This window comes from Gordonia sp. X0973 (genome assembly GCF_013348785.1).
Taxonomy (GTDB): domain Bacteria; phylum Actinomycetota; class Actinomycetes; order Mycobacteriales; family Mycobacteriaceae; genus Gordonia.
In genome coordinates this window covers 1,910,590-1,922,867 of the sequence record NZ_CP054691.1, presented here as the reverse complement: position 1 = coordinate 1,922,867, position 12,278 = coordinate 1,910,590, and the positions used below count along the sequence as shown (strand labels likewise).

Annotated in this window: 12 protein-coding genes; 2 read left to right on the top strand and 10 right to left on the bottom strand. The window is 69.6% G+C overall.

Annotated features, from left to right (window positions below):
• Positions 1–63: 63 nt before the first annotated feature.
• Genes HUN08_RS09400 through HUN08_RS09370 form a run of 7 tightly spaced genes read right to left on the bottom strand, consistent with a single transcriptional unit; the run spans position 64 to position 7,749 of the window.
• A complete protein-coding gene (locus HUN08_RS09400; RefSeq protein ID WP_301546654.1) occupies positions 64–999 on the bottom strand; it encodes a 3-methyladenine DNA glycosylase in 936 nt (311 codons plus the stop codon).
• A gap of 2 nt (positions 1,000–1,001) precedes the next feature.
• Positions 1,002–2,066: a hemolysin family protein gene (locus HUN08_RS09395; protein ID WP_124246462.1), complete on the bottom strand. Its 1,065-nt coding sequence runs from the start codon at positions 2,064–2,066 to the stop codon at positions 1,002–1,004.
• Positions 2,063–3,475: a hemolysin family protein gene (locus tag HUN08_RS09390; RefSeq protein ID WP_124246461.1), complete on the bottom strand. Its 1,413-nt coding sequence runs from the start codon at positions 3,473–3,475 to the stop codon at positions 2,063–2,065. The genes HUN08_RS09395 and HUN08_RS09390 overlap by 4 nt, the downstream gene beginning before the upstream one ends.
• 4 nt (positions 3,476–3,479) lie before the next feature.
• Positions 3,480–4,916 carry a GuaB1 family IMP dehydrogenase-related protein gene (locus HUN08_RS09385; RefSeq protein WP_124246460.1) on the bottom strand — a complete coding sequence of 479 codons (1,437 nt, stop codon included), beginning with the start codon at positions 4,914–4,916 and terminating at the stop codon, positions 3,480–3,482.
• Between the two features lie 19 nt (positions 4,917–4,935).
• Positions 4,936–6,378 carry an NADP-dependent phosphogluconate dehydrogenase gene (gndA, locus tag HUN08_RS09380; protein WP_124246459.1) on the bottom strand — a complete coding sequence of 481 codons (1,443 nt, stop codon included), beginning with the start codon at positions 6,376–6,378 and terminating at the stop codon, positions 4,936–4,938.
• A 10-nt stretch (positions 6,379–6,388) separates the two neighbouring features.
• On the bottom strand, positions 6,389–7,339 hold the full coding sequence (locus tag HUN08_RS09375) for a M56 family metallopeptidase (protein ID WP_124246458.1): 951 nt from the start codon (positions 7,337–7,339) through the stop codon (positions 6,389–6,391).
• Positions 7,336–7,749 carry a BlaI/MecI/CopY family transcriptional regulator gene (locus HUN08_RS09370; RefSeq protein WP_124246457.1) on the bottom strand — a complete coding sequence of 138 codons (414 nt, stop codon included), beginning with the start codon at positions 7,747–7,749 and terminating at the stop codon, positions 7,336–7,338. The genes HUN08_RS09375 and HUN08_RS09370 overlap by 4 nt, the downstream gene beginning before the upstream one ends.
• A gap of 289 nt (positions 7,750–8,038) precedes the next feature.
• On the opposite strand from HUN08_RS09370, the gene HUN08_RS09365 reads away from it, so the two are divergent.
• Positions 8,039–8,452, top strand: a complete 414-nt coding sequence (locus HUN08_RS09365) for a PaaI family thioesterase (RefSeq protein ID WP_124246456.1) — start codon at positions 8,039–8,041, stop codon at positions 8,450–8,452.
• Positions 8,453–8,634: 182 nt separating this feature from the next.
• Positions 8,635–9,603: a hypothetical protein gene (locus HUN08_RS09360; protein ID WP_124246455.1), complete on the top strand. Its 969-nt coding sequence runs from the start codon at positions 8,635–8,637 to the stop codon at positions 9,601–9,603.
• A 36-nt stretch (positions 9,604–9,639) separates the two neighbouring features.
• Here HUN08_RS09360 and HUN08_RS09355 read toward each other — a convergent pair whose 3' ends face one another.
• The 3 genes from HUN08_RS09355 to HUN08_RS09345 form a co-directional block, all read right to left on the bottom strand.
• Entirely contained in the window at positions 9,640–11,061 is a 1,422-nt protein-coding gene (locus tag HUN08_RS09355; RefSeq protein ID WP_124246454.1) for an NAD(P)/FAD-dependent oxidoreductase, read from the bottom strand.
• Positions 11,062–11,078: 17 nt separating this feature from the next.
• Entirely contained in the window at positions 11,079–11,717 is a 639-nt protein-coding gene (locus tag HUN08_RS09350) for a GNAT family N-acetyltransferase (protein WP_124246453.1), read from the bottom strand.
• Positions 11,718–11,784: 67 nt separating this feature from the next.
• A complete protein-coding gene (locus tag HUN08_RS09345) occupies positions 11,785–12,219 on the bottom strand; it encodes a thioesterase family protein (protein ID WP_124246452.1) in 435 nt (144 codons plus the stop codon).
• Between the last annotated feature and the right edge of the window lie 59 nt (positions 12,220–12,278).

Below are 12,278 nucleotides of genomic sequence, written 5' to 3'. Positions count from 1 at the left end.
TAGCATTGTTTTCCCTGGTTATCAGGGCAACAGCGGCATCAATGTTACTCCCCCGTAAAGCGGTTATTCGAGCGAGGCCGTCATTCCGCCGGGCGGGTCGACGATTGCCCCTGACGAGCCCTGGAGCTGCGCGATCAAAGCGTCGAGCCGGGCCAGCAGTCGGGCCCGCAGCGCCGATCCGTCGGCGGTCAGCGCCTGCTGCTCGCGCACGTATTCGGCCCGTCCCTCCCTGGTCTCGATTCGGATGGGCGCATAGCCGAGCGAGGTCAGGTCGTACGGGCTGGCCCGCATGTCGATCTCCCGCGCCCGATGGGCGAGTTCGAAGGACTCGGCCACCAGCCGCGAGTGCAGGAGCGGCGACAGTTTCGCGGTGACCCGGTAGAGGTCCATCGTCGCGTGGACGCAGCCCGGCTGTTCGTGCGCGAGTTGGCGTTCCCTGGTGAGTTCGACGACGTTGCGCCCGCGGGCCGGGTCGGTGAAGAAGCGGAAGGCGTCGAAATGGGTGCAGACGAGGTGGTTGACCTCGACGACGGCGTCGGTGCCGTCGGCGCCGAGGCGGAGCGGGAGACGGTGGCGCGGCGCGTCGGTCCGGTAGACCATCGCCCACTCGTGCAGTCCGAAGCAGCCGAAGCGGGCCGGGCGGGACGCGGTGGCGTCGAGCAGGGCGCGGGTGGTGCGCACCGTGCGTTCGCGTTGGCGCAGATAGTCGTCGCCGACCCGTGCGCCGCCGACGACCCGCTCGTACCCGCGCAACCCCGCATAGGGATGCGGTGCCCCCGGAACGGAGGGGGAGTCCGGGTCGTCGAGGATCACGCCGAACCCCGGATGCCAGCGGCGCAGCTGGGCAGGCGGATACGGGTAGTAGGTGAACAGGAAGTCGACGACGGGATGGGTCCCGCCGTGCCTGCGGTCATGCAGGTAGTCGCCGATCAGGGCGTCGATCCGTGCGCGGTGCGCGTCGGCCGCGGCCTGCCACTGCGGCGCTGGGACGCGTCGCACGGTCAGACCTGGTGCGTCGCGTCGCGCACCGTGCCCAGCAGATCCTCCACCAGGTCGGCCAGGGCGACCAACCCGACCGTGGTGCCGGTCTCGTCGACGACGGCTCCCAGGTGCGAACTGGTGCGCCGCATGTCGGTCATCGCGTCGTCGAGCATGGTCGCCGCGGAGAGCACCGGCAGCGGTCGGATCTGCTCGGCGCTGATGATGGTGTCCGGGCCGCGCCGGTCGTCGGCGATCACCCCCAGGACGTCCTTGAGGTGCAGATAGCCGCTCGCCTGGCCGTCGGGCAGGCGCACCGGGAAGCGCGAGTAGCCGGTGGCGGCGACCGCCTCCTCCACGGCGGCGAGGGTGGGGCCGGTCTGACCGGGGGCGGCATCGACCCACCGGACCCGGTCCAGCGGGATCATCACGTCGGCGATGGTGCGCCCGACGCTGGCCAGGGCGCGGGTCAGGCGTTGGTGCTCCTCGTCGTCGAGGAGCCCCTCGTCGCGGGAGTCGCCGATCATGACCGCCAGTTCGTTCTGCGAGACCGTCGAGTCGAGTTCGTCGCGCGGGGTGACGCCGACGGCCCGCAGCACCAGGTTCGCCAGCCAGTTGTATCCGGCCAGGACGGGTCGTGTGAGGCGCACGAACAGCAGGTGGATCGGCACGAGGAGCATGGCGGAGCGCTCCGGCCCGGCCAGCGCGATGTTCTTGGGGACCATCTCGCCGAGCAGGATGTGCAGGATGACGACGAGGGTCAGGGCGACGGTGAAGCTGATCGGGTGCAGCAGGGCGTGCGGCACCGACGCCCAGTCCAGCGGCTTCTCCAGCAGATGCGCGATGGCCGGCTCGCCGACCCGGCCGAGCAGGATCGAGCAGATCGTGATGCCCAGCTGTGCGCCGGCCAACATCACCGTGAGCTGCTCGGAGGCACGGATGACGGTGCGGGCGCGGGCGTAGCCGTCGTCCACCAGTGCCTCGAGACGGTCGCGCCGGGCCGAGATCAGGGAGAACTCGGCGGCGACGAAGAACGCGTTGGCCGCCAACAGGGCCACGGTCAGGAGCAGGCCCACCCAGTCGCTCATCGTCGGCCTCCCGCGTCGTCGGAGTCGGACACGGGCAGCGGCTGCAACGACACGGCGTCGATCCGGCGTCCGTCCATCGCGGTGACCCGCGCCGACCACCGTTCGGGGCCGGGGCGATCCGCCGAATGGCCGGGATCCTCCTCGTCGTCGGAGTTGCGCGCGAGGGAATCGACGACGACCTCGTCGCCGACGGCCGGGATCCGCCCGAGCAGGAACATCACCAGTCCGCCCAGCGTGTCGTAGGCGCCTTCGGCGGCACGCAACCCGGTTGCGTCCTCGACCTCGTCGAGGCGCAGCAGACCGGAGCACAGGAAGCCGTCGCCGTCGGCGGTCACCTCCTCGTTCTCGTCGTCGTGCTCGTCGGTCACCGCCCCGACGATCTCCTCGATCACGTCCTCGGTGGTGACGATGCCGGCGGTCCCGCCGTATTCGTCGATCACGACGCAGACCTCGAGCCCGCCGGAGGCGAGTTGTTCGACGACGGCGTCGCCGTCGAGACTCGCCGGAACGGTCGCGACCGGCCAGACCAGGGTGCCCAGACGGGTGGTGCGCAACTCGCGATGCGGCACGGAGAAGGCCTGCTTGATGTGGACGACGCCGATCAGGTTGTCCAGGTCGCCCTCGTGGCACACCGGGAAGCGGCTGTGGCCGGTATCGGCGGCCACCCGGACCAGGTCGTCGACGGTGTCGTCGGGGCCCAGGGTCGTCACGCGCACGCGGGGGGTCATCAGATCCTCCGCGGTCAGGTCGCCGAAGCGCAGCGACCGGTCGACGAGTTCGGCGGTGTCGGCGTCGATCGCCCCGTGCCGCGCCGAATTGCGCACGAGAGAGGCGAGTTCCTGGGGGGAACGCGCCGAGGCCAATTCCTCGGCAGGCTCGACGCCGAGGCGGCGGACCAGCCAATTCGCCGTCCCGTTGAGTCCGTTGATGGCCCATCGGAACACCGTCGAGAACGCGACCATCGGCGCGGCGGTGAGACGGGCCGTGGTCAACGGGGCTGCGATGGCCAGGTTCTTGGGGACCAGCTCGCCCAACACCATCGACAGCGAGGTGGCGAGGATCAGCGCGAGGGCGGTGGACAGGCCGCGGTGCCAACCGTCGGGGATGTGCATCGCGTGCAGCGCCGGGTCGATGAACCGGGCCAACACCGGTTCGGCCAGGTAACCGGTGATCAGGGTCGTCATGGTGATGCCCAGTTGGGCACCGGACAACTGGAACGAGAGGGTTCGGTGCGCGCGCTCCACCTGTCGGGAGCGCAGGTCGCCGCGGGTGGCGACGTCGTCGGCGATCGTGGAGCGCTCCAGGGCGGTCAGCGAGAACTCGGCGGCCACGAAGACCGCGGTGCCGACCGTTAGCGCCAGGAATCCGACCACGGCCGCGGTGGTCGTGGCTATGTCGGCCCAGTCCACCCGCTCACCACCCGCCCGGCAGCGGTCGGCCCTCGGCGAATCCGGCCGCCGACTGGATGCCGAGGACGACCTTCTCGTGCAGGTCGGCCAACGTGCGGGCACCGGTGTAGGTCGCGGTGGAGCGGACGCCCGAGCAGATGTGGTCGATCAAATCCTCGACGCTGGGCCGCACCGGGTCGACGCGGATGCGCGAGCTGGAGATTCCCTCCTCGAACAGCGACTTGCGTGCCCGGTCATAGGCGGCGTCGTCGGCCGAGCGGGCGGCGACAGCTCGTTTGGACGCCATCCCGAAGCTCTCCTTGTAGTGGCCGTGCTCGTCGGCGAGCAGTTCCCCCGGCGACTCGTAGGTCCCGGCGAACCAGGACCCGATCATGACGTTGGACGCACCGGCGGCGATGGCCAGGGCCACGTCGCGCGGGTGGCGCACGCCGCCGTCGGCCCACACGTGCGCACCGAGTTCACGGGCGGCGGCCGCGCATTCGACCACCGCGGAGAACTGGGGGCGCCCGACACCGGTGACCATGCGGGTCGTACACATGGCACCCGGGCCGACGCCGACCTTGACGATGGTGGCACCGGCTTCGACCAGGTCGCGGGTGCCGACCGCCGAGACGACGTTCCCGGCGACCAGCGGGAGGCCCAGGTCCGCCGCGGCGACCGCCCGCAGTGCGGCGATCATCTTCTCCTGGTGGCCGTGGGCGGTGTCGATGACCAGGGCGTCGGCACCGGCGGCCGCGAGTTCCTCCGCGCGGGCCACCACGTCGCCGTTGATGCCGACGGCCGCGGCGACGCGCAGCCGACCCGACGAGTCGACCGCGGGGGAGTAGATCCCGGCGCGCAGGGCGGCGACCCGGGTCAGGACGCCGACCAGGAGTCCCGCCTGGTCGACCAGGACCGCCAGCTCGGCGTTGTGCTCGACCAGGGCGTCGAACACCGCGCGCGGGTCGGTCCCGGCCGGCAGCACGGTGAAGTGGGTGTCGAGCACGGTGCGGACCCGGCTGAACCGGTCGACGCCGGCACAGTCGGCCGCGGAAACCACGCCGAGCGGAGTGCCCGCGGCGTCCACGACGACGGCCGCGCCGTGGGCCCGCTTGGTGAGCAGCGCCGCGGCGTCGGCGACCGAGTCCTCCGGGGAGAGGATCACCGGGGTGTCGGCGACGAGGTCGCGCGACTTCACATATCCGATCTGCTCGGTGGCCGCCGCGATGGGCAGGTCCTGCGGCAGGACGACCAACCCGCCGCGGCGGGCCACCGTCTCGGCCATCCGCCGCCCGGCGACCGCGGTCATGTTCGCCACGACGATGGGGATGGTCGTCCCGCTGCCGTCGACGGTGCTCATGTCCACGTCGAACCGCGACGTCACGTCGGACCGGTTCGGGATGATGAAGACGTCGTCGTAGGTCAGGTCGTAATCCGGGCGGTGCCCGGCGTGGAAACGCATCGGCGTCCTTGGGTCGGGGTCAGGCGGTCACTTCGGAGCGGTCGCCGCTCCACAGGGTGTGGAAGCTCCCGTCGGCGTCGATCCGGCGGTAGGTGTGGGCGCCGAAGTAGTCGCGCAGCCCCTGGGTCAGTGCCGCGGGGAGTCGCTCGGCGCGCAGTGCGTCGTAGTAGGACAGCGACGAGCCGAAGGCCGGCACCGGCACGCCCATCGTGGCCGCGGTCGCGACGACCCGGCGCCAGGCGTCGATGCCGGATTCGACGGCTTCGCGGAAGTACGGCGCCAGCAGCAGGCTGGGCAGCTCCGGGTCCGCGGCATAGGCCTCGCGGATGCGGTTGAGGAACTGGGCCCGGATGATGCAGCCGCCGCGCCAGATCGTGGCGAGGGCGCCGGGGTCGACGTTCCAGCCGTATTCGCGGCTGCCGGCGGCGATCTGGTCGAAGCCCTGGGCGTATGCGACGACCTTCGAGGCGTACAGCGCCGCCTTGATGTCGTCGATGAAGGCCGCGGCGTCGGTCGGGGCGGCGGCCAGGTTGCCGGCGGCCAGGCCCTGCGCGGCGTCGCGCTGTGCGCGGGAACTGGAGAGGGCGCGGGCGAACACGGCCTCGGCGATCCCGGTCACCGGGATGCCCAGGTCCAGGGCCGACTTCACCGTCCAACGGCCGGTGCCCTTCTGACCGGCCTCGTCGACGATGACGTCGACGAGCGGCTTGCCGGTCTTCGCGTCGACCTGGGCGAGCACGTCGGCGGTGATCTCGATGAGGTAACTGGCGAGTTCGGTGCCGTTCCACTCGCGGAACACGTCGGCGATCTTCTCGACGGGCAGGTCGAGCACCTTGCGCATCAGGTCGTAGGCCTCGCCGATGAGCTGCATGTCGGCGTACTCGATGCCGTTGTGCACCATCTTGACGAAGTGGCCGCTGCCGTCGGGGCCGATGTGCGTGCAGCACGGCTCGCCGTCGACCTGGGCGGCGACCTTCTCCAGCATCGGGCCGACTGCCCGGTACGACTCGGCGGGGCCGCCGGGCATGATCGCGGGGCCCAGCAAGGCGCCCTCTTCGCCGCCGGAGATGCCGGCGCCGATGAACAGCAGACCGCGCTCGGCCAGGCTGGCCTCGCGGCGGATCGTGTCGGTGTAGAGCGCGTTGCCGCCGTCGATGATGATGTCGCCCGGTTCGAAGACCGCGGCGAGCTCCTCGATGACCGAGTCGGTCGCGTCGCCGGCCTGCACCATGATCAGAGCGCGGCGCGGGCGCTCGAGAGCGGCCGCGAACTCCGCCATCGTCTCGGTGCGGATGAAGTCGCCGTCGCCCCCGTGGTCGGCGATCAGGGCGTCGGTCTTGGCGATCGATCGGTTGTGCAGCGCAACGGTATAGCCGTTGCGGGCGAAGTTGCGGGCGATGTTCGAACCCATGACGGCGAGGCCGGTGACCCCGATTTGAGCGCCGGACGAGGAAGAAGTCATGGATGTCAGCTTAGCCGCCGAGGATCCGCGACAACTCGACGAGCCACGGGACGGCGACGGCGATCGTCGGGACGACCAGGACGGTGGCGGCCGCGGCATAGGCCAGCAGGGCCGTCCAGGAGGAGTTCGGCACGGCCAGACGGTTGATGCGGGCGACCGTGGTGGAGCCGCCGGCGGCGAGCGCGCCGACCGGTGCGCTGGAGTCCGAAACGGCGACGAGCGCGCGGGCGAGCGTCGTCGGGCTGGTCCTGGCGACGGCCTGGTCGTCGGCGAGGGCCTCGGCGAGGAGTTCGACCGCCCCGAGTGCGGATTTGCTGCGGACGAATCGGGGGAAGGCGGCCTGCAGCGCGATGAAGGCCTCGATCACCAGGTCGTGGCGCGCCCGCAGATGCGCGCGCTCGTGGGCGAGCACGGCGCGCAGCTCGTCGTCGGAGAGGCGCTCCACCGCCCCGTCGGTCACCACGACGCGGCGTTGGCGCCCGGGGAGGCAGTAGGCGAGGGGATGGTCGACGGCCAGGCGGCGCACGTAGCGCGCCCGCAGCGGGTGGTCGTCGCAGACGACGGGTTCGTCCAGAGTGGCGGTGAGGTCGACGAGGCGGCGGTGCATCGATCGCCGCGCGCGGGTCCGGACGCCGACGCGGATCGTCGTGACGACGAGTCGGGCGCCGACCAGCAGGGTCGCGGCGAGGGCGCCGACCGAGAGCAGCCAGAGCGGCCAACCGAGTCGGTCGATCTCGGCGGTGATGCTGGTCGTCGGGGTGCCGTCGGGGCCGGGGCGCAGGAGGTTGGCGGCGATCGCCAGTCCGGCGCTGAAGGCGGAGAGGACGGCGGCCAGCGCGATGGCCTGCCACAGTGCGATTGCCGCCCGCGGAGCGCGCATGGGCCATCGTGCGCGTGAGAGCAACTCGGGCACGGGGCCGACGAGCAGCAGGCACAGGAGGCCGAACGCGACCGCGGTCACGTCGGATCGGTGCGTTTCTCGGTGCGGCGCGCCTCACTGACGGCGAGGGCGTCGAGTGCGGAGCGCAACGCCTCGGCCTCGTCGGCACTGACCTGGCCGACGAAGGAGACGAGCGCCGCCTCGCGGGATCCGGGGGCGTCGGCGGAGTCGAGGACGTCGACCATCAGGCTGGCCACCAGGTCTTCGCGATGGTGGGCCGCCTGGTACTTGTGCGCCCGGTCGTCGCGGATCTGGGTGACGAGACCCTTCTTCGCCAGTCGCTGAAGCACGGTCATGACGGTCGTGTAGGCGAGCTGCCGGGATTGATTGAGGGATTCGTGGACCTGGCGCACGGTTTGCGGGGCAGTCGAGTCCCAGAGCGCGTCCATGACCGCCCGTTCGAGATCGCCCAACGCATTCATCCTTTTCATACTACCGATTCGCGAACGGGTGCTTTGCGTGGGAGTGGGACGGGTGTCGATCGTTGTGGTCACTGGTGCTCCTGACGCGTTTCGCGGGTTCTTTGCGAGGCGATTTGACAACTAGGTAAGGCTAGCCTACATTACTAATTACGCTGATCGCGCGAGTGTCCTGAGGGCTGCAGAGACCCCCGATCCACGGCACGGCAGGCCCCACGTAGTAGGAGAACGTGGGGCCTGCCGCTGTATTCCCACCGATTCACACCACCCCGGCGGAACGGCCCGGGGTTAGCCTGTCGATATGACGGAGAAGAAGCAGCTCTTGCGCGAGGACCCGCAGCGCCCGACCGGACTCGACGCCCATCTTGGCATGGAGATCGAGGAGGGGACCGGCGACGGCGTCGTGGCCCGGATGCCGATCACGCCCAATCATCACCAGCCGTTCGGCATTGTCCACGGCGGTGTCTACTGTGCCATCGCCGAGAGCGTCGCCAGCATCTCCGGCTTCCTGTGGCTGCAGGAGACCGGGATCGGCGGCAGCGCCGTCGGCGTGAACAACAGCACCGATTTCATCAAGTCGGTGCCGGAGGGAACGATCGTCGCGCGGTCGGTGCCGATCCACCGGGGCAAGCGCCAGCAGCTGTGGCAGGTCGACATGACCCTCGAAGACGGCACCCTGCTGGCCCAGGGGCGCGTGCGCCTGCAGAACATCTGAGCGGCTCGTCGAAGGGGGTTATGCCGAGGTTTACTGCGCTATGGCGACAGCAAACCTCGGCGTAGGCGAACGTTGGCGATTGTTATCGGCGGTTGCCAACAGTTCGCCGCTGTCCACAGGGCGGGCGTCGTCGTGGGTTTGACCGCGGCGGGTGAGGGATGGCGTCGGCGACACTGAGCGGCATGGCCAGCAACGTGTTCGATGATGAGCGGATCGCCGGTGTTCTGTTCACCCAAGATGGCGTGATCACACGGCAGCAGGCTCTGAACTGTGGCCTCACCGAGGGGGAGGTGCGACGGAAACTGCACCGTCGGGAGTGGGTGCGGATGAGCTCGGGCGTGTATCTGACCCACACTGGTACTGCCTCGTGGCGGCAATGGGCGTGGGTCGCGGTGCTCGCCGTCCCGGGGGCCGTGCTCAGTCACGAGTCGGTGCTCTGCCTGATGGGTATACGTCCGCCGGCCGGTGCGATTCACGTCGCGATCGACAGGAAGGCGTTCGCCCCACGTCTGTCCGGTGTCAGGGTGCATCGGTATGCGCAGCTGGACGAGCGGGTGGCGCGGCACCGAAACCCGCCGCACGTACGGATCGAGCATGCGGCGTTGGATGTTGCTGCGGCGGCGGAGTCCGAGATGGGAGCAATCGCGGTGCTTGCTGAGGTGGTCCGGGAGCGTACGACGACGCCGGCTCGCATTCGCGAAGCGATGGCGTCGCGGGAACGCTGCCGACGTCGAGCATTCCTCGACGGGTTGCTCGGCGACATTGCCGGCGGAACGTGTTCAGTACTCGAGCATCGCTATCTCGCTGATGTCGAGCGGCCGCACGGCTTGCCCAAGGGGCGTCGGCAAGCGCCGACGACGGTGGGACGCCACGGCTTTCGTGACGTGCTGTACGAGGAGGCTGGACTTATCATCGAGCTGGATGGACGGTTCGGCCACGACGACGCTCGGTCGCGCGACGCGGATCTGGAGCGCGACCTCGACGCCGCGGTGTACGCGAGCCTGCAGTCACAGAGGATCGGTTGGGGTCAGGTGGTGGAGCGTCCCTGCGTGACTGCTGAGAAGATCGCACAGTTGCTGACCGATCTGGGCTGGAAAGGGGTGTTCAAACCCTGCCCGAAATGCACTGTGCCGAGGTCTACTGCGGCATAGTGACAGTAAACCTCGGCATAGGCGTCAGATAGGCGACTACGCGCCCTGTCTGCGCTGGGCGCGGGCCATCTTCTCCTGGATCTCCTCGGCCTCGCGCCGTTCGAGCTCGGACAGCGCGCCCATCGCGGTGCGGGCGTAGACCTGCTGCTCGGTGACCGCCAGCTGGGTGCGTCCGCGCGTGGTGAACGCGAAGAACCAGTTGATGAAGGTGTTGAGGCGGTTGCGGAAGCCGACCAGGTACACTAGGTGCAGCATCAGCCAGCCGAGCCACGCGAAATAGCCCTCGGTCTCGAACTTCTTCTTGGTGAACGGGATCGGGACCTGCATCACCGCGGCATAGCGCGAGATGGTGGCCATCGAGCCCTTGTCGAAGTAGGAGAAGGGTTTGCGCTGGTCGGGGGTCTGGCCGCGCAGTTCGGCCTTGATCGCGTCGGCGGCGTAGCGCCCGCCCTGGATGGCCCCCTGTGCGACGCCGGGCACCCCGTCGACGGCCATCATGTCGCCGACGACGAAAACGTTGGGGTGATCGGGGACGGTGAGATCGGGGCCGACCTTGACCCGCCCGGCACGGTCGAGTTCGACGCCGGTCTGCTCGGCGAGGACCTTGCCCAGCGAGCTGGCCTGCACGCCGGCCGACCACACCTTGCACTGGGCCTCGATGCGGCGGACGGTGCCGTCGGAGTCTTTCACCTCGAGGCCGTCGTAGTCGAGGTTGGTGACCATCGCGTTGAGCTGGATCTCGACGCCGAGCTTCTCCAGGCGCCGCTGCGCCTTGGCGCTCAGTTTGGGGCCGTAGGGAGCGAGGACGGCCGGCGCCGCGTCGAGCAGGATCACGCGCGCCTTCGTCGGATCGATGTGGCGGAAGGCGCCCTTGAGCGTCCGGTCGGCCATCTCGGCGATCTGCCCGGCCATCTCGACGCCGGTGGCACCCGCGCCGACGACGACGAAGGTGAGCAGCTTCTCGCGCTCGGCCGGGTCGTCGGAGAGCTCGGCCTGCTCGAAGGCGCCGAGGATGCGTCCGCGCAATTCCAACGCGTGGTCGATCGTCTTCATACCGGGCGCGTACTCGGCGAACTCGTCGTGGCCGAAGTAGGACTGATCGGCGCCGGCGGCGATGATCAGACTGTCGTAGGGAGTCACGGTCACGCGCTCGAGCAGTCGCGACGTGACGGTCTGCGCGTTGACGTCGATCTCGAAGACGTCACCCAGGAGGACCTGCGAGTTGCGCTGGTCGCGCAGGATGATCCGCGTGGCGGGGGCGATCTCGCCCTCGGACACGATTCCCGTCGCGACCTGGTACAGCATCGGCTGGAACAGGTGGTGGGTGGTGCGCGCGATCAACGTGACGTCGACGTCGGCCTTCTTGAGTCGTTGCGCTGCGAAAAGCCCGCCGAATCCGGAGCCGATGATGACGACGCGGTGGCGGGCGGGGCTGGTTGCGGTGTCACTCGTGGTCACCCCCAGACCTTATCGCCTCATGCCCCGGCTAGCGCGTCGGGCAGGCGATGACGCCCGACGACGGCGCCGCGCCGGGTCGTCGCAGCGGTGTCGACGCCCGCCGCCGTCACGAGGTCGATGCGCGACGTGGTCGCGGTGTGCATCTCCCAGTGGTGGCGCAGCACCTCGTACTCGACCTCGTAGTCGTCGTCGAGCAGGGTGGGCACCCGGCGCATCCCGATCTTCTGCAGCACCTTGCGCGACGCGGCGTTCTGCGGCGAGGTGCCGGCGAAGACGCGCTGGGCGCGGTGCTCGGTGAACGCCGCGCGGAGGATCGCGATGGCCGCCTCCGTCGCGAGGCCGCGACCCCAGAGGTGGTGCGGCAGGCGGTAGGAGAGCTCCAGTTCGGTCCGGCTGCTGTGTCGCGGCCGTCGCAACTCGATCCACCCGGCGAACTCCGCGGTGTCCTTGAGGATCAGGGTGCGGATACCGGTCCCGTGGGCGGTGTACTCGGCGCGGGCGCGGGGGATCGTCCAGTCGACGATCTGCGCCCGGGGCGTCGGCGACCCACCGTTGACGAAACGCATGACCCGCGGGTCGGCATCGAGGGCGACCATGGCCGGGGCATCGTCGAGAAGCACGGGGCGCAACCACAGGCGCGCCGTGTCGATGATCACGTGGGAACTCTAACGGCTCCGGCGCCCGTGAGCGACGAGCCACGCGGGGAGTCGGATAGAAAACGGATCAGTGTGCGCGGCGCCGGCGGAACTCGACCGGATCGCCCCGATGCTCGTCGAGGATCGCGCGGATCGCGTCGGAAACCGGTTCGGTCGACCCCGCGGAGTTCATGGTCACGACCGTGGTCTCGGCAAGCGCGCACACGGTGCCCTTCGCGTCGCGCAGCTCGTAGCCGAATTCGAAAGAGGAGCGCCCGAGGTTGCTGATCGAGCAGTGGATGCGCACGGGTTCGGGGGAGTAGTGCAGGATCGCGCGGTACTCGATCTCCTGCCTCGCCACCAGCAGGTGGATCCCGCGGCGCTGCTCTCCGAACCAGCGGTGGAAGGCCTCCACCCGCGCCTGCTCGAAGAGCCGGGCGATCTGCACGTTGTTGACGTGTGCGAGTGCGTCCATATCGCCCCAGCGAAGCGGGATTTCGAAGACATCGGCAGTTGTGGTCACCCTTGGCAGCCTAATTCGCGGCGGCGACGGTGCTGTCGGGGGACGGCGCTACTATCCCG